Below are 15709 nucleotides of genomic sequence, written 5' to 3' on the forward strand. Positions count from 1 at the left end.
GGAGCGAGAGCGCTCGCCGACGGTGGCGGCAGTCGCTGGCGGGATCGTTACCGATACTCTCGGAGAACGAAGAGCCACCGCGTCGGACCGACGGATGTCGCGGCGTTCGTTGCCCGTGTCGCGGGTTACACCACTCCGTACGAGGGTTACGCCGCCTGCGCCGCAGCGTCGAGCGTCGTCTTCGCTTTCTCCGCTTCGGTCTGGACGATGAAGGACCGCTCGTCGACGTACTCGGCGACGGTTTCGAGCGCGTCCTGCGTGCCGATCTGTCTGAGGGCCCACGCGGCGGCGGCGCGAAGGTCGTCGGAGTCGTCCTCGGCGAGCGCGTCGGCGAGGGGATCGACGGCACGGGTGTCGCCGATGAGGCCGAGCGCGCGAGCCGCGTGGGGACGAACGAGCTCGTCGGTGTCGCCGTCCGGGTCGAGCTGGTTCGCGAGGGGCTGAACCGCCTCGGTCGCGCCTATCTCGCCGAGCGCTTTGAACGTCGTCTTCTGGAGCTGCGGGTTGGAGGCCTCGTCGACGTACTCGACGAGGGTATCAACTGCCTCGTCGGCCGCCATCTTCCCGAGGATCCGGATCGCGAACCGGTCGCGCTTGCCGGCGCGGCCGAGCAGCTCTTCAAGCGAGGCCTCGGTTTTCCCGCGTTTTCCCATGCGCTCGAACGCTTCGAGACAGTGCCGCTCCATGAAGTCCGACTGGAGCGAATCGAGCGCGAGCAGGATCATGTCGACGTTACCGCGCGTCTCGTGCTCCTTCAGCGCCGCCCACTCGACGGGGAAGTCCTTGTAGTGACCGAGCACGTCGTAGTATCCCTGCGCGCGGAGCTGCTCGTGGGTCTCGAGGTCGTCCCACTCCTCTGCCGCTTCCAGCGCGTCCGACAGCGCGTCGGTGGCGTTGAGCAGCTCGGCGATCGTATCGGCGTCGTCATCGGGGTCGAGCCCCGCATCGTCGACCGCGTCCGCGACCGCGCCGAGCGCGTCCGTGAGGGCTTCGATCCCGTCGTCGTCGACGGTGACCGTCGCGTCCACGGCGACCGTCGCGTCGTCGACGAAGACGCCGACCGCGTCGGCGGCGTCCACACGGCCGTCCGCGGTCCACTCCGTGTCGGCCAGCGTGTCGGCCGCGGCGTCGATCGCGTCGACGACGTCGTCGGCGTAGGGGCCGCGGGCGTCCGAGAGGTCCTCACGCAGGGTCTCGATCCGGTCTTCGAGATCGCCGCGCGGGTCATCCGCGTCCTCGTCGTCCTCGTCGGGCTCCGGGAGGTCGGCGTCCGCGAGGGCGTTCTCGGCGTCGTCCAGCAGCGCCTCGACGTCGTCGAGGTCGGCCTCGGTCTCGGCGTCCGCGAGCGCCGTCTCGATCTCGTCGAGGTACTCGGTCAGGGATTCCTCGGTCGCCTCGTCCGGGAGGGTCGGGACGGTCGCCGCGGACTCGTCGTCACCCTCCGGGTCGTCGGCGTCGGCCCCCTCGGAGGCGTCCGCCGGGTCGTCGCCGTTGCTCATACACCCGAGACTGGGCGCGTTGCCCATTAAGACGTTTCCCTTCGCGGGCGGGCCGACCTCGGGCCGCCGAGCGACGGGCGGGTCGGACACTCGGGGAGTTAGATCGCGCCCCAGTGCTCCTGTATCCGGGCGTACACGGCGAGAACGCCGTCCTCGACGACCCACTGGTCGGCCTCGTCTCGGGTGAGGCCGAACACGGCAGCGGCCTCGCCGACGACCCACTCGCGGTCGAGCGTCGCCGGATCCACGTCGACGTCGGCCGGCGTCGCCGGATCGTCGAACACCTCGTCGGCGGCGGGCGGGTCGACGGTCATGGGATCAGCTCGAACACGGGAACGAGTACGACCTCGATGGAATTGAATCCGGCGGCACACGGCCGATACACGGAGTTGAATCCGACAGCGCACGGCCGATGCGTTTTCCGCCGGCCGCGACGACGGGACGAGTATGTCCGGGAAGGCTCCCACCGTCGCCGCCGTACAGCTGTCTATCGACGACCTCGCAGTCGAGCACAACACCGATCGCCTCCGCGAGCGCGTCGGTGACCTCCCGGCGCGGGTCGACGTGGCCGTCTGCCCGGAGTACGCGCTCACCGGGTTCGTCGACGACGGCCGGATCCGGGAGGTCGCACTCGACCGATCGGACGCGCTGGATCGGCTCACGGCGATCGCCGCCGCGGGCGACGTGGCCCTCGTCGCGGGGTACGTCGAGTGCGGGCCTGCGAACGACGGCCGCTCCAAGAGCGGCTCCGGGGGTGGGTACGAGTCCGAGGGCGGGAGCGAACTCGGGAACGGGGGCGAACCGGGAGAGAGCGACGTCGGCACCGTGGAGTACTACAACGCGACCGCGTACGTGCCGGCACCCGGTTCGGAGGGTCGCGAACCGACGGTGTACCGGAAGCGACATCTCTGGAGCGGAGAGCGCGAGCTGTTGACGCCGGGGACCGACCGTGTCGTCGTCGAGACGCCCGTGGGGCCGACCGGGATACTGACCTGCTACGACCTGAACTTCGTCGCCGAAAGCACTTGGTTCACGGAGCGCGCCGTCGACGCGCTGTTCGTTCCCGGGGCGTGGCCCGCGGCGCACGCGGCGAACTGGCGACTCCTCCTCCGGGCTCGAGCGCTCGACGGGGTTCGGTGGGTCGTCGGGGCAGGGCGAACCGGCGGATCCGGATCCCGGACAGGCGAGAGCGAGAGGCTCGAGTACGCCGGAAACTCTCTCGTTGCCCGACCGGACGGTCGGGTCGCCGCTGCGCTCGGCCACGGGGAGCGAGACCTGATCGCGACGCTCGAACGGGCGGTTCTCGACCGGCAGCGCGATCTGATCGGATCCGTCCCCGATACAAAAGATCGATAAAAATTTTTGTCGATATCAAAAATCTCCTTTCAAAGGTAACAACAGTTAAGTGGGTGGCGAGCGTACATACGATCGTTATGAGCACCCAAAAGCAAGCCCGTCAGCGGTACGGCGACGTCCACGAGAGCGAAGCGCTCCGGATCCCCGAGGACAAAGCGGAGCAGCTCGTCGACGCGCTCAACACGGACCTCGCGGCGACGTACGTGCTGTACCACCAGGTGAAAAAGCACCACTGGCTCGTCGAGGGCGCGGAGTTCCGCGACATCCACGTCTACCTCGGCGAAGTCGCCGGGGACCTCGAGGAGGGGGCCGACGTGCTCGCCGAGCGCGCGCAGGCGCTCGGCGGCGTGCCGCTGTCGGGCGGCGCGAACTACGAGGAGCACGCGCCCGTGAGCCCGGAAGGGCCCGACGCCTACGACATCCGGACCTCGCTGGAGAACGACCTCGAGGTGTTCGGCGACATCACGGAGCAGCTCCGCGAGCACATCCAGCTCGCCAACAACCTCGGCGACTACAACACCGAGGAGCTGCTGCGTGACGTCCTCGCGGACGTCGAGGAACACGGCCACCACATCGAGCACTACCTGGAGGACGACACCCTCGTCACCCAGGGGACGCTCGAGTAGCCGGATCGCCGGTCCCGCGGGCCGTCTCAGTCCACTGGTTCTTTCGAAGCCCGGTCCCCGCGAGCCCGGGGCACGTGCTCGACGAACAGCCGCGCCAGCACCGCGGTCCAGGGGGCGACGGCACCGAGCCCGACGACGACGGCCGCGTGCGAGCCGATCGCGAGGGGCGCGAGGAGGAGGATCGGAAGCGCGAACGGGACCACGAGCAGCGTGAGCAACGCGGCAACCGTCCCGGGACCGACGCCAGCGACGTTCGCGACCGCCCAGAGGCCGATCACGCCGACGAACGAGAGGTACACACGGAGCGTGCGACCGTCGAGGAGGAGGGCGCGCCAGAACAGCGGGTCGTCGGGGTGGGCGGTAGAAACGTTCGTGTCGTTGGAAGGGACGACGACGACCCGTTGGACGAGGTATCCGGTAGCGACCCCGATCACGGTCGAGAGGGCAAGCGCGGCGAGTCCCCAGCGGGCGTACGTCGACGCCGTCGGCTCGACGTGCGGGTACAACGATGCCGTCGAGAGGTTCCGGGTGAGGTAGTGGACGCTCGGAAACCAGATCGTACAGAACGGAACGACCGCCGTCCGGAACACGTCCCGATAGCGGGGGCTCTCTCGTGGCGTGGAGGGCATCGTCCGCGCTAGCGGTCGCGAGCGAGATGAACGTTCCGGCGAGCGCGGTGTCCGGCGGTCGGCGATCGAGGGAGTGAGTCAGCGATCGAGGGTGTGGGTCACCGCTCGAGTTCGACCGTCAGGTCGGTCGCGATCCACGCGTCGGTGTTCCCCTGTTCGGTGAAGACGGTGCGGTCGGGCGAGGTGTGGCTGGCCGCGACGGTCGGCCGGGCGTCGACCGTGGCGTCCGGGTCGCGTCCGACGCGTTCTCCGGTACTCATCGTCATCCGCTCGGGGGTCGGTGGGGTTATAGGTTTCGGTCGGCCTAAACCGGGATCGGATCCGATTTCGCCGTAGCGGTCGCGGCGAGCCACGTCGGGTACCGGATCATCTTAGCCCGCGGGCGGCGTGTGTCCGCCGATGACCGACTCGCTTTTCACGCCGTTCACGCTGCGCGACACCGAGATCCGGAACCGAGTGATGCTGTCGCCGATGTGCCAGTATTCGGCGGACGACGGGATGGCGAACGACTGGCATCGGGTTCACCTCGGCACGCGCGCGGCGGGCGGCGCGGGGCTGGTGATGACGGAGGCGACCGCGGTCGAACCGCGCGGGCGGATCACGCCGGACTGCCTCGGGATCTGGTCGGACGATCACGCCGAGGCGATCGAGCCGATCGTCTCGTTCGTTCGGTCACAGGGTGCGACGCCGGGGATCCAACTCGCTCACGCCGGGCGAAAGGCGTCACACGCCCCACCGTTCGAGGGCGGCGACGCGCTCACCCCCGACGACCCCGAGGGCTGGGAGACGATCTCGGCGACCGACGAGCCGTACCCGGACGACGACCCGGCGGCGACCCGGCGGATGGACGCCGACGACATCGCGGCCGTGACGGCGGCGTTCCGCGACGCGGCCGAGCGCTCGCTCGACGCCGGGTTCGAGGTCGCGGAGGTCCACGCCGCACACGGCTACCTCCTCCATCAGTTCCTCTCGCCCGTGACGAACGGCCGCGACGACGAGTACGGCGGGAGCTTCGAGAACCGAACGCGGCTGCTCCGGGAGGTCGTCGCGGCGGTCCGGGACGTGTGGCCGACGGGGAAGCCCGTGTTCGTCCGGATCTCCGCGACCGACTGGATCGACGACCGCGACTCGTGGGACGTCGACGACTCCGTCCGGCTCGCACCGCTGCTGGCGGACGCCGGCGCGGACCTGATCGACGTCTCCGGCGGCGGGATCCATCCCGATCAGCAGCTGCCGAGTACGGGCCCCGGCTATCAGGTGCCGTACGCGGAGGCGATCCGCGAGGGGACGGACGTGCCGGTCGCCGCGGTGGGCGGGATCACGGAACCGACCCACGCGGACGCGCTAGTGCGGAACGGGCGGGCGGACCTGGTCGCGCTGGGCCGCGAGCTGCTGCGTCGCCCCTACTGGCCGCTGGAGGCGGCGCACGAGCTCGGCGCGGACGTCGAGTGGCCCGTCCAGTATCGGCGCGGGCAGTTCAGGTAGTCCGGTCGCCGACCCGTACGAGGGAGCCAGCTGTTCACACGCTCCCAGAACGCTTATTCCGCCCCGTCGAGGGGTCGACGCATGGAGTACCGACCGTTCCCCGAGGAGCGCGAGGACGAGTTCCGAGCGTTCATGCGATACGCGTTCTCCCCCGAGCAGGGCCCGTACGACCCGGAGAACGAGGACGACGATCGCGAACACCTCGCCGACTACCGGGGGTTGTTCGACGGCGACGACCCCGTGGCGGTGTGTGGCCACCACGAGTTCTCGCTGCGGATCCGCGGTGCGGACCGGACGGCTGCCGGCCTCTCAGCGGTCGCCTCGCCGCCCGAACACCGTCGCCAGGGGAACGTCGAGCGCCTCCTCCGTGAGTCGCTTTCGGAGTACCGCGAGGACGGGGTCCAGTTCTCGGTGCTGTGGCCCTTCGAGTACGGGTTCTACCGCAAGTACGGCTGGGCAACCGTGAGCCGATATCGTCACGTCGAAACCCCGCCCGAACAGCTCCGGTTCGTCGACGGCGCGATCGCGAGAGCGACCGAGGCGGATCGGCGAAGCGGGGCGGGCGGGACGAGCGGGGCGAGCGGCCCGACCGGCCGATTTCGGCGGCTCGACGCCGACGACCACGCGGCTGCACGGTCGGTGTTGTCGGCGATGGCCGACCGCTACGACTTCACGATGGCACGAACCGAGGCGTGGTGGCGCGAACGCACCCTTCGCGGATGGAAGACCGACCCGTTCGTGTACGGGTGGGAGCGCGACGGCGAGCTACGCGCGTTCTGGTCGTACACGTTCGAGGACGGGTCCGGCGACGAGCGGGTGATGACCGTCCGCGACGTCGCCGCGGTCGACGAAGAAGCGTGGCTTCACGCCCTCCGGTTCTGCCGGGATCACGACTCGCAGGTCGGGACCGTCCGGATCCGCGCGCCGCCCGACGCGAACCTCCAGGACCGGGTCGCGGACCCCCGTGAGGTCACCGTCGAGTCGCGGACGGGACCGATGTTCCGCCTCGTCGACGTCCCCGGCGCGTTCGAGTCGATCGCTCCAGACCCGCGGCTCGACGGCTCGGTCACCCTCGCCGTCGACGACCCGCTGGCCGCGTGGAACGACCGGACGTTCCTGATCGCCGTCGAGGACGGGCGCGTCTCGGTCGAAACGCTCGGGGCGTCGACGACCGGGGGCGAGGGCGACGACGCGCCCGATGCCGACCTGCGCGTCGGGATCGGCACCCTCTCGCAGCTGTACGCGGGGTACCACTCTGTCGGGGAGGCGACGGAGTTCGGCGATCTCACGCGTCGAGGAACGGCTGACGACGAGAGGGACGACGACGCTTCGGGGGACGACGACGAAGTGACTGCGGGGGACGACGAAGTGACTGCGGGGGACGCGGGGGCCACGCGGAGCGCGCTCGACGACCTCCGCGCTCTCCTTCCGCCCCGACGGACGTTCCTCCGCGAGGGGTTCTGACGGGGACGGCGCTGACTGGCTTTTTACCTCCCGACCCCGTACGGGTGTGTATGAGTTCCCGCGACCGACCGCGAGACGACGACCTCGAGGAGCGCCTCGACGAGCTCGAGGACGTGCTCTCGAGGCTCCGTGCCGACCTCCGGGCGAGCGAACGCGACGGGCGTCGACGCTCCGGGTCCGGGCCGTCGACTCCTCGCCGGGGACGGGACGACGACCCGCGACGTACCGGCCCGAGACGGACCGACTCGCCCCGGACGCCGGACCTCCCTCGGCCGCCGCGGCTCTCGGAGCTCGTCCGGTTCACCGAGCAGTACACGATCCCGACGGTGATCGCCTTGCTGGAGACGACGATCAAGTCGCTGAAGCTGGTCCAGGGCACGCTTCGGCTGCTCGATCCCGAGCGCGACGCCCGCGAGGTCACGGGCGGGACCGCCGACCGGTTGAACGACGTGCGCGACGGCGCGACCGAGGGACTCGCCCGCTCGCTCTCGGAGCTCCGGACCGCGCTCGCCGAGGCCGACCTCCCGGAAGAGGCCGCCTCGCGCTCGATCATCGAGGACGCCCGCGACCTCACCGCGGAGATCGAATCGCGGATCGAGGAGGGGCGACGACGGGCCGATTCCGCCCGGGACCCGGACCGACGCGGCCGTGGCGAGTCCGACCGGCGCGAGGGTCGGCGGGGGCGTGACGACCGGGACCACCGCGACGGCGCGGTTCGCATCGACGTCACCGATCCGGACACCGAACGGAGGGACCGCGAGAGCGACCGATCGACCGACGAGGGGGACGACGCGAGCAGCGGGACGGACGACGAGGTCGACGACGCCCCCGAAGTCGACGTCGAGTCCGAGCTCGATTCGATCAAACGCCAGCTCGACGCGGTCGACGAGGAAAGCGACGCGGACGGCGACAGCGGCGGCGCGGACGGCGACAGCGGCGGCGCGGACCGCGACAGCGGTGCCGTGGACGGCGACGGCGAAAACCCGGACCGCGACCCACCGGCCGATCGCGACGACGGGAACTGATCATCGGGGAACCGGGGGCGCAAAACGGGACCGGGACGCCCGGTCGGGCAGTGTCGGCTCTCACCACTCCGCGCCGAGGTGGTCGGCCACGCGGTCGGCCGAGTCGAGCAGCAGCGCGTCGTCGTCGGTGAACACTTCCAGCGCGACGGTGCCGTCGAACCCCGACAGTTCGGCGCTGAACGCCTCGTAATCCACCTCGCCCGCACCGACCGGGATGTGGGTGTCGCCGCGGCGACGCACGTCGTGACAGTGGAGGTGTGAGACGCGGTCGGCGTGACTGCGGAGGAACCGGCGTATCGCCTTGTCCCCGCCTTCCATGTAGGCGTGGCCGACATCGAAGCAGATCGGGGTGTCGGTCTCGCGGGCGATGTCGCCGAGCACGGACAGTTGGAGCCCCTTGTGCTGGTGGCCGACGTTTTCGACGACGACCTCGACGCCCGCCTCCCGCCCCGCCTCGGCGACCCGGGCGAGCTGGTCGGCGGCGACGTCGCGGAAGTCGACGTCGTCGCGGTCGGCGGAGGTGGCGTGTAACACCGCCTTCTCCGCGCCGAGATCGCTGACCGCCCGCAAGAGCCGGCGTTGATACGCGACGATGGCGTCGTTCACCTCGTCGGCGTAGCTCGTTAACAGCTGGCTGTACGGCAGGTGAACGAGCAGGTCGCGACCATCGAGCGCCCGGTCGAGTCGGTCGGGATCGATCGACTCCGGCGGCAGGCTCGACGCGCCGACTCCGAGCTCTATGAAGTCGAACGCCGCCGGCGACGCCGCGGCACGGTCGACATCGACGCCGACGGTCACCCCGATCTCCATACCGACCGACTGACCCGGCGTCGACTTAAAAACGAAGGGTCCGAGAGCGGTGGGGACGGTGATCGATATCGGGGGTACGTCTCTCAACCCGAGAGCAACGAGATCGTATTTAAACGGTGTATGAGCGGCAGCGACGACTACTCATAAATGAACGATGCGGTGGCGCGCCCCGGTGAGCGGCCCGGCGGGCCGCGAACCGACGGTGCGAGGTCGCCGGCGCTACGCGCCGGCTGCCGGAGGGACCGCTGGTCCCTCCCTGGAGTCGCTGGCGCCGTATACGGCGCCAGCGACGAGGCTGGGGAGGCGTGAGGTGCGGTTGCGGGGCGGGACTCAAAGGGGCAGTCGCGAGGACGCCGCAGGCGTTCACGAGAGCGACGCTCTCGTGAGCCAATCAGAACGCTTTGCGTTCTGATGACGACGTAAGCGGCGTGGCGCTACGCGCCACGGGCAGCCGGCGGCAGAGCCGCCGGCGACACCGCAAGGAACGAACGAAGTGAGTGACTGAGGAGCGTGGTTCGAAAGAGCGAAGCTCTTTCGTCATCACGAAAATCTCCGATTTTCGAACGACAGCGAGCGTGCGGCGTCCTCGCGACTGGGGCTTTGGAGGTGTTCTCCGCCGGATCACAGTCACCGCTTTATAAGCGAGCGACTGGGGCTTTGGCGATGTTCACTACCGATCCGCCAGCAACGACTTATAAGCGAGCGACTGGGACTTTGACGGTGTTCACCACCGCCGATCCATACACGACTACTTATAAACAGCCGCCAGCAACACCGCTTCACCACTTATAAACAACCGATCACGCGTATTGCGATACTCACTCCCGGTATCACTCAATACACGGTCTTCAGGGAGCGGCCGTGTTACTCGTCGTCGACGAGCGAGCCGAGTACGCGCTCGGCGTCCGCGGGGACATCGAAGTCGTGGAAGTGTTCGCCCTTCTCCTTCGAGAGGATATTGAGGGCGGCCGCGGCACCGTCGCCCGCGGCGATGACCGCCTGCCACTCCTCGGCGCGGACCATCGCGCCGGTCGCGTACGCGTTCTCGACGCTGGTCTCCATATCGACGCCGACGTCGACCGTGTCGTCCTCGCCGAACGCACAGCCGAGCGACTCCGCGAGGTCACGGCTCGCGCCCGTCGCGAGCACGACGTAGGTCGCCTCGTGTGTCTCGTCGGCCGCGGAGACGGCGAAGCCGTCGTCGACAGACTCGACGGCCGTCACCTCCGCGTCGTGTCGCTCGACGCCGAAGTCGTCGACCTGGTCGCGGAGGGTCTCGACGAACACGCTCCCGTCGACGGAGCCGATCCCCGGATAGTTGAACAGGTGCGCCTTGTGCATCCACGTCCCGTCCGTGTCGAAGACGGTCGTGTCGAGGCCGTTCTTCGCCGTGAACAGTGCCGCGCTGAGGCCGGCGGGACCGCCGCCGACGACGATGACGTTCGTCATGGGCGTTTGTTTCACTGCGACGGGAATAAAACCGCGGTAACAGTAGTGTCAGCTGCAGCCGGGGCCGACGCGGGCCGTTGCCGCGTGTGACGCGCGGTGCGAGCGCGTGCGAGTCGTGGTCGACCGATCAGTCGTTCGTGGTCGACCGATCAGTCGTTCGTGGTCGACCGATCAGTCGTTCGTGGTCGACCGATCAGTCGTTCGTGGTCGACCGGTTAGTCGTCCGCGAGCGGGTTCTCGAGGTCGATCTCGCCGGCGTCGATCTCGGCTTCGATCTCGCGGACCGCGGTCACCATGTTCTCCGTCTTGCCGTACGCGATCTCGCGGGGGAGCAGTTTCAGCCCGCAGTCGGGCGAGACGGTGAGCTTCTCCGGGGGAACGACCCGAAGCCCTTGGCGGATGTTCGCTTTGATCTCCTCGACCGGTTCGATCTCGGCGGTGTGGGCGTCGACGACGCCGAGCGCGAGGTCGGGCTCGAACTCGGGCTCCTGGAACGTCGGGATCTGCTCGTAGTCGCCGTTACACAGCTCGACGTCGAACTCGTCGATCGGGTAGTCGTTGATCTCGGGGTAGATCCGCGAGTAGTCGCCGTAACAGACGTGAAGGCCGATCCGGACGTCCTCCGGAATACCCGAGACGATGCGTTCGAGCGCCTCGCCGACGATGGCGTGGTCCTCGGGCGTCGTCGCCAGCGCGGGCTCGTCGATCTGGATGTAGCGAGCGCCCGCCTCGACGAGCTTCTCGACCTCCTCGTTCACGAGATCCGCGAGGTCGTACACGAGCTCCTCGGTGGAGGGGTACGCCTCGTTGAACGCCCAGAACCCGAGCGTGTACGGCCCGGTTATGGGTACCTTCACCGGTTTCTCCGCGGCGCTCGTCGTGAACGCGAACTCGTCGACCAGCCACGGCTCGTCGTACTCGACCTCTTCGACGACCGAGGGTTTGTCGAAGTAGTTGTGGCCCCACACCTTCACCGGGCCGTTGAACTCGTAGCCGTCGATCCGCTCGGCGAAGAACTCCACCATCTCGTTGCGGCGCATCTCGCCGTCGACGACCGTGTCGAGCCCGGCGCGCTCGTGCTCGTGTGTGATGAGCCGGCAGGCGTCGTCGTGTGCCTCCGCCAAGTCGTTCTCGTCGAACTTCGAGTCGGGGTCGTCGACGAGCTCGTCGGCGCGGTTCAGCCACTTGGGCTTGGGGTACGACCCCACCACGGTGGTGAGCAGGAACGTGTCGTTCGGGTGGTCGGCGGGGCGGAACTGCGCGCGGTTGGCGTCGGGAGTCCGGGCCATTACGCGAGCACCTCCGTGCCCGCGGCCAGCGCGGCCAGTTTCTCGCGGTACTTGTTCGAGGGGAGGTAGAACAGCTCCGTGTTCGAGCTCAGGTACGTGGTGTCGAACTCGGCGGCCGGGACCTGCCCTTCGAACCACTCGACGCGTTCCGCGATCGTCTCGGCGTCCTCGACGAGCGTGTTCTGGCCGTCGACCAGCCCGAGCGCGACGGAGTCGGTCGCGCCGTACTCCTGGACGTTGTAGACGGTGTCGTCTCGGTCGCCGGCGACGAGGTCGAACCCGAGCGCGTCCGCGCCCGTCTCGTCGACGAGGTGGGCGTACAGTTTCTCGTCGAGCGCGCCCCAGTACGTGTGAACGACCACGTCGGCGTCGGTCGCGTCGGCGACCGTCCGGATCGCGGCGGTCGCCCGCTCCTCCGTCCCCTCCGCCGGCGGGTTCTCGACCAGCGACGGCTCCAAGAGGAACAGCGTCTCGTGGTCGGGGAACGCCTCGACCTCCCCGGCGAGAAACTCAGCGATGGCGGCCTGGAACTCGGCCGTATCGCCGTAGTGCTCGTCGGTCGCGAGGTCGGCGAGCGAGTACGGCCCCGGCAGCGTCGCCGCGAGCGGCGCGCCCCTCGAGAGGACGTCACTCGCAGCCTCCAGCTCGGCGGCGACGTCGCCGGAGAAGCCGAGATCGCCGGTCACGCGCGGGTCGCGATAGAAGTTGTTGTTGTCGTAGTAGCGCACGATACCGCCGGTCTCGACGTTGTCGTGAACGGTCAGGGGGTGAGCGATCATGTCGTCCCAGCGTCCCTGTCCCTCGACGACGCGGTCGAGGCCGGCGTCGAGCTGGTCCTCGACGAGCTCGGCGCGAACGTCGTCGTACGCCTCGACGATCGCGTCGTCCTCGTCGCCACTCAACAGGTCGCCCTTCTGGTGGCCTTTCAGGTCCGAGAGGGTCTCTTTCGCCCAGTCGGGGAGCGGGTACGCCCCCGGCGTGGCCGCGACTCGTTCGGTCATCACCCGTGGTTCGATATGTCGACGTATAATATTTGCTAATACAATTTATGACCTACAGTTATCTCATTGCCGGAGCGCGAGCACCGACAGCGACTCGAACGGGAACGACTCCTCGCGGACGACCTCGTGGTCGAAACCCGCACCCTCGATCAAGTCGATCACCGCGTCATACCCCGTCAGCGACGAGACGAGGAGCAGGACGACTCCGCCGGGCGCGAGCACCCGACCGACCTCGGCGACGAACGGCTCGATCACCGCCCGTCCGGTCTCGCCGCCCGACAGGGCGTGTTCCATCCAGTCGTCCCACTCGTTCTCGGGGTCCGTCGGGAGGTACGGCGGGTTGAAACACACCGTGTCGAACGCGTCGTCGCGGAACGGGGCGACCAGGTCGGCGACGACCCCGTCGACGCCCCGGTCGCGTGCCTCGGCGGCCGCGTGTGGGTTGCGATCGCTGCCGACGACGCGGAGCCCACGCTCCTCGGCGATCCGCTCGGCGACCCACCCGGACCCGGTGCCGACCTCCAACACCCGCCCGTGTGCGACCTCGATCGCCGCGTCCGCCAGCAACCCGGAGTCCTCGGCCGGCCGGTACACGTCCGGCTGCTCGCGGTCGAGCCCGGTCATCGGCGATCACCGGTGTCGTCCGTGTCATCCGCGGTGTCGTCCGTGTCGTCCGCGGTGTCGTCCGCAGTGTCGTCCGCGGTGTCTTCAGCGTCCGCGGGAGCGGCGGCCGTCGACGCGACTTCGTCCGGACGAGCCGCGGCGTCCGGTTCCACATCGACGCCCGCACGGCGGTCCGACACCGCCCGCTGGGGGAACGGGATGTCGATCCCCTCCCGCTCGAACGCCGTCTTGACCCTCTCTATCACCGCGTTCTGCGCCCGCCACTTCCGCTGGATCGTCGCCGGCTCGATCCAGTAACGAAGCCGGAGAACGACCGCGGAGTCGCCGAACGCGTGCCGAACCACGTCGGGGTCGGGCGTGTCGGCGACTGCGTCGAGCTCCGCCATGGTCCGGGTGGCGACGCTCGCGGCCCGTCCTACGTCGCAGTCGTAATCGACGCCGACGTCTGTCGTGATCCGGAGCCGATCGGTGTTAGTGTAGTTCACCACCTCGTCGCCGGTGACCTGGTCGTTCGGGACGAGCACGTGCTCCTCGTCGAACGTCCGGAGCTGCGTGTTGTACAGCGTCACGTCGGTGACGATCCCCTCGCGACCGCTGACCCGCACCCAGTCGCCCACTTTGAACGGGCGGGCAAGCAGGATCACGAAGCCGGAGAGCGCGCCGGAGAGCGTCTGTCGGGCCGCGAACCCGACGACGATCCCGAGCGCACCCGCGCCGAGGAACAGGTTACGGACCGGGATCCCCCACAGCGCCACCACGAAGCCGATCACGGGAATAAACACCGTGATCTGCGCGAGGTGATGGACTACCTCCCGTTGGTGTTCGGAGATGGCACCCCGAGAGACCCCGCGTTTCACCGAGCGCTTCGTCAGCCGGGTCAGCGAGTAGGCGGCCGCGAGCGCGATGAGCGTCACAAGCGCGCGGACCACCGCCTCCGGCCCGACGGCGACGAACTCGAACGCCGACTCGACCTCCCCCGTCAGCCGCCACACGGCGACGAGGAACGCGCTGAAGACGACCGACACCACCGTTACCAGTATCCACTGGACGGCACCGACCGTGTCGGCACCGAACCGGTCGCGGAGAGGCCGACCCGCGCCGAACACGACCGCGACGACGAGCGCGAAAGCGACGAGCGTACCGAGCGTGGCGAGGTACTGTGCGCCCGTGGTGTCGACCCATCGCTGGACCCGTAACGCCCACTGCCAGTGCCACGGCAGCTGCGCGCCGAGCGCCCACGCCGTGTCGGTGACGGCGACGAGATCCGTGCCGCCGCCCGGGAGCGATACGGCCGACACGGCGGTCATTCAGATCCCTCCGCGTCCGGCGTGTCGGCGCTGGCGCGATTCCGCCCGGCCTCGGAGTCGATCCGGACGCCGAGCTCGTCGGGGCGTGCCGACAGCGTCTGTTGTGGGAACGGGATCGTGATCCCCGTCGACTCCAGATCGGCCTTGATCGCGTTCATCGCGGCGGTCTGTGTGCGCCATCGCTTACGCATACTCGGGTTCGTGATCCAGTAGCGCACGCCGAGAACGACCGCAGAGTCCGCGAACCGCTTCGTCACCACGTTCGGCTCCGGCATCCGGGCGATACCGTCGACGTCGGCGACTGCCGCCTCGATCGTCGCCGCCGCGTGCTCGATGTCGGTGTCGTAGTCGACGCCGACGTCGATCCCGATCCGGAGCCGGTTCCGGCGCGAACGGTCGACGACCGGCTCCGAGCGCACTTGGTCGTTCGGGACCGTCACGACCTCCCCGTCGAACGACCGGAGCCGCGTGTTGATGATCGAGATCTCCGTGATCGTCCCCTCGTGTTCGCCGATCTCGACCCAGTCGCCCATCTCGAACGGCCGCGAGAACATCAGCACGAAGCCGGCGAGTACCGCGCCGAGCGTCTGTCGAGCGGCCATCCCGACGACGATCCCGAGGAATCCGGCCCCGACGAGGAGGCTACCGACGTTGTCGGTGAACAGGCCGACGATCACGAGCGCGACGACGGTGTACACGCTGAGCTGGACGATACGACGCAGCACCTCCTCCTGATGCTCGGAGATCGCCGTGCTCTCGACGGAGAGCTCGCGGATGACCCCGCCGAGGAAGTCCGTCACCGCGTACGCGCTCGCCAACAACACCACCGCGAGCACGATGTTCGAGAGGTGGTCGGCGATGGCCGCGGCCTCGTACGCGTCGACGAGCGCGCCGCTGCGTTCCCAGACGACGAGCAGCCCCAACACGCCGGCCGCGGTCGTCCCGGCGACCGTCGTCGAGAGCAGCAGCCGTTTTTTCGACGTCAGCTCGCCGTTCCGGCGTTTCAGCCGGTCGGTGGTGTACCGGACCCCGAGCACGACGGCGACGATCGCCGCCGAGACCGCGATTCGAGTGAGATTCCCCGACACGAGCTGCTCGACATCAGGGAGGGCCCCGATCGCCGTCGCGGCGACGAACCCCTCCAT

General features: G+C 68.9%; 16 protein-coding genes. 5 read left to right on the forward strand and 11 right to left on the reverse strand.

Annotated elements, in window-relative coordinates; genetic code table 11:
- Window positions 1–146 precede the first annotated feature (146 nt).
- Both ACZ5TV_RS04650 and ACZ5TV_RS04655 read right to left on the reverse strand, forming a co-directional pair.
- A complete protein-coding gene (locus ACZ5TV_RS04650; protein WP_464384159.1) occupies window positions 147–1499 on the reverse strand; it encodes a HEAT repeat domain-containing protein in 1353 nt (450 codons plus the stop codon).
- A gap of 98 nt (window positions 1500–1597) precedes the next feature.
- Window positions 1598–1813, reverse strand: a complete 216-nt coding sequence (locus ACZ5TV_RS04655; protein ID WP_379783276.1) for a hypothetical protein — start codon at window positions 1811–1813, stop codon at window positions 1598–1600.
- Between the two features lie 133 nt (window positions 1814–1946).
- Here ACZ5TV_RS04655 and ACZ5TV_RS04660 point away from each other — a divergent pair, with 133 nt between their 5' ends.
- Together ACZ5TV_RS04660 and dpsA are read left to right on the forward strand one after the other, a co-directional pair.
- Window positions 1947–2855 (forward strand): carbon-nitrogen hydrolase family protein, encoded by a 909-nt coding sequence (locus tag ACZ5TV_RS04660; protein ID WP_379783278.1) that lies wholly within the window; start codon window positions 1947–1949, stop codon window positions 2853–2855.
- Window positions 2856–2932: 77 nt separating this feature from the next.
- A complete protein-coding gene (gene dpsA, locus ACZ5TV_RS04665; RefSeq protein ID WP_379783280.1) occupies window positions 2933–3481 on the forward strand; it encodes a DNA starvation/stationary phase protection protein DpsA in 549 nt (182 codons plus the stop codon).
- A gap of 26 nt (window positions 3482–3507) precedes the next feature.
- Here dpsA and ACZ5TV_RS04670 read toward each other — a convergent pair whose 3' ends face one another.
- Both ACZ5TV_RS04670 and ACZ5TV_RS04675 read right to left on the reverse strand, forming a co-directional pair.
- On the reverse strand, window positions 3508–4110 hold the full coding sequence (locus ACZ5TV_RS04670) for a hypothetical protein (RefSeq protein WP_464384160.1): 603 nt from the start codon (window positions 4108–4110) through the stop codon (window positions 3508–3510).
- Window positions 4111–4208: 98 nt separating this feature from the next.
- Complete coding sequence (locus ACZ5TV_RS04675; protein ID WP_379783763.1) at window positions 4209–4370, reverse strand: hypothetical protein; 162 nt, start codon at window positions 4368–4370, stop codon at window positions 4209–4211.
- 139 nt (window positions 4371–4509) lie between these two features.
- Here ACZ5TV_RS04675 and ACZ5TV_RS04680 point away from each other — a divergent pair, with 139 nt between their 5' ends.
- The 3 genes from ACZ5TV_RS04680 to ACZ5TV_RS04690 all read left to right on the forward strand — a co-directional run bounded on the left by ACZ5TV_RS04680 (window position 4510) and on the right by ACZ5TV_RS04690 (window position 8084).
- Window positions 4510–5595, forward strand: coding sequence for an NADH:flavin oxidoreductase/NADH oxidase (locus ACZ5TV_RS04680; RefSeq protein WP_464384161.1), 1086 nt, complete (start codon window positions 4510–4512; stop codon window positions 5593–5595).
- Between the two features lie 81 nt (window positions 5596–5676).
- Window positions 5677–7059, forward strand: coding sequence for a GNAT family N-acetyltransferase (locus tag ACZ5TV_RS04685; protein ID WP_464384162.1), 1383 nt, complete (start codon window positions 5677–5679; stop codon window positions 7057–7059).
- 50 nt (window positions 7060–7109) lie between these two features.
- A complete protein-coding gene (locus ACZ5TV_RS04690; RefSeq protein ID WP_464384163.1) occupies window positions 7110–8084 on the forward strand; it encodes a DUF7547 family protein in 975 nt (324 codons plus the stop codon).
- Window positions 8085–8144: 60 nt separating this feature from the next.
- On the opposite strand, the gene ACZ5TV_RS04695 is transcribed toward ACZ5TV_RS04690, so the two are convergent.
- From ACZ5TV_RS04695 to ACZ5TV_RS04725, 7 genes are all read right to left on the reverse strand, one after another.
- Entirely contained in the window at window positions 8145–8894 is a 750-nt protein-coding gene (locus ACZ5TV_RS04695; protein WP_379783893.1) for a sugar phosphate isomerase/epimerase family protein, read from the reverse strand.
- An 864-nt stretch (window positions 8895–9758) separates the two neighbouring features.
- Window positions 9759–10343: an NAD(P)/FAD-dependent oxidoreductase gene (locus ACZ5TV_RS04700; protein WP_379780416.1), complete on the reverse strand. Its 585-nt coding sequence runs from the start codon at window positions 10341–10343 to the stop codon at window positions 9759–9761.
- Between the two features lie 215 nt (window positions 10344–10558).
- On the reverse strand, window positions 10559–11632 hold the full coding sequence (locus tag ACZ5TV_RS04705; protein ID WP_379780414.1) for a methionine synthase: 1074 nt from the start codon (window positions 11630–11632) through the stop codon (window positions 10559–10561).
- Window positions 11632–12633, reverse strand: a complete 1002-nt coding sequence (locus tag ACZ5TV_RS04710) for a 5-methyltetrahydropteroyltriglutamate--homocysteine methyltransferase (RefSeq protein ID WP_379780412.1) — start codon at window positions 12631–12633, stop codon at window positions 11632–11634. Before ACZ5TV_RS04710 ends, ACZ5TV_RS04705 begins: the two co-directional genes overlap by 1 nt.
- A gap of 63 nt (window positions 12634–12696) precedes the next feature.
- The gene (locus ACZ5TV_RS04715; RefSeq protein WP_379780410.1) at window positions 12697–13257 is read right to left on the reverse strand and encodes a HemK2/MTQ2 family protein methyltransferase; all 561 of its coding nucleotides are present in this window, start codon (window positions 13255–13257) and stop codon (window positions 12697–12699) included.
- Window positions 13254–14564 carry a mechanosensitive ion channel family protein gene (locus ACZ5TV_RS04720; protein WP_379780408.1) on the reverse strand — a complete coding sequence of 437 codons (1311 nt, stop codon included), beginning with the start codon at window positions 14562–14564 and terminating at the stop codon, window positions 13254–13256. The genes ACZ5TV_RS04715 and ACZ5TV_RS04720 overlap by 4 nt, the downstream gene beginning before the upstream one ends.
- Window positions 14561–15709, reverse strand: coding sequence for a mechanosensitive ion channel family protein (locus ACZ5TV_RS04725; RefSeq protein WP_379780406.1), 1149 nt, complete (start codon window positions 15707–15709; stop codon window positions 14561–14563). Before ACZ5TV_RS04725 ends, ACZ5TV_RS04720 begins: the two co-directional genes overlap by 4 nt.

It is taken from the genome of Halorubrum tibetense (assembly GCF_055396225.1).

Bases quoted from the DNA above. Each gene is read 5' to 3' on its own strand.
- ACZ5TV_RS04650 (WP_464384159.1), bottom strand. From the start codon at position 1,499: ATGAGCAACGGCGACGACCCGGCGGACGCCTCCGAGGGGGCCGACGCC.
- ACZ5TV_RS04655 (WP_379783276.1), bottom strand. From the start codon at position 1,813: ATGACCGTCGACCCGCCCGCCGCCGACGAGGTGTTCGACGATCCGGCG.
- ACZ5TV_RS04660 (WP_379783278.1), top strand. From the start codon at position 1,947: ATGTCCGGGAAGGCTCCCACCGTCGCCGCCGTACAGCTGTCTATCGAC.
- dpsA (WP_379783280.1), top strand. From the start codon at position 2,933: ATGAGCACCCAAAAGCAAGCCCGTCAGCGGTACGGCGACGTCCACGAG.
- ACZ5TV_RS04670 (WP_464384160.1), bottom strand. From the start codon at position 4,110: ATGCCCTCCACGCCACGAGAGAGCCCCCGCTATCGGGACGTGTTCCGG.
- ACZ5TV_RS04675 (WP_379783763.1), bottom strand. From the start codon at position 4,370: ATGAGTACCGGAGAACGCGTCGGACGCGACCCGGACGCCACGGTCGAC.
- ACZ5TV_RS04680 (WP_464384161.1), top strand. From the start codon at position 4,510: ATGACCGACTCGCTTTTCACGCCGTTCACGCTGCGCGACACCGAGATC.
- ACZ5TV_RS04685 (WP_464384162.1), top strand. From the start codon at position 5,677: ATGGAGTACCGACCGTTCCCCGAGGAGCGCGAGGACGAGTTCCGAGCG.
- ACZ5TV_RS04690 (WP_464384163.1), top strand. From the start codon at position 7,110: ATGAGTTCCCGCGACCGACCGCGAGACGACGACCTCGAGGAGCGCCTC.
- ACZ5TV_RS04695 (WP_379783893.1), bottom strand. From the start codon at position 8,894: ATGGAGATCGGGGTGACCGTCGGCGTCGATGTCGACCGTGCCGCGGCG.
- ACZ5TV_RS04700 (WP_379780416.1), bottom strand. From the start codon at position 10,343: ATGACGAACGTCATCGTCGTCGGCGGCGGTCCCGCCGGCCTCAGCGCG.
- ACZ5TV_RS04705 (WP_379780414.1), bottom strand. From the start codon at position 11,632: ATGGCCCGGACTCCCGACGCCAACCGCGCGCAGTTCCGCCCCGCCGAC.
- ACZ5TV_RS04710 (WP_379780412.1), bottom strand. From the start codon at position 12,633: ATGACCGAACGAGTCGCGGCCACGCCGGGGGCGTACCCGCTCCCCGAC.
- ACZ5TV_RS04715 (WP_379780410.1), bottom strand. From the start codon at position 13,257: ATGACCGGGCTCGACCGCGAGCAGCCGGACGTGTACCGGCCGGCCGAG.
- ACZ5TV_RS04720 (WP_379780408.1), bottom strand. From the start codon at position 14,564: ATGACCGCCGTGTCGGCCGTATCGCTCCCGGGCGGCGGCACGGATCTC.
- ACZ5TV_RS04725 (WP_379780406.1), bottom strand. From the start codon at position 15,709: ATGGAGGGGTTCGTCGCCGCGACGGCGATCGGGGCCCTCCCTGATGTC.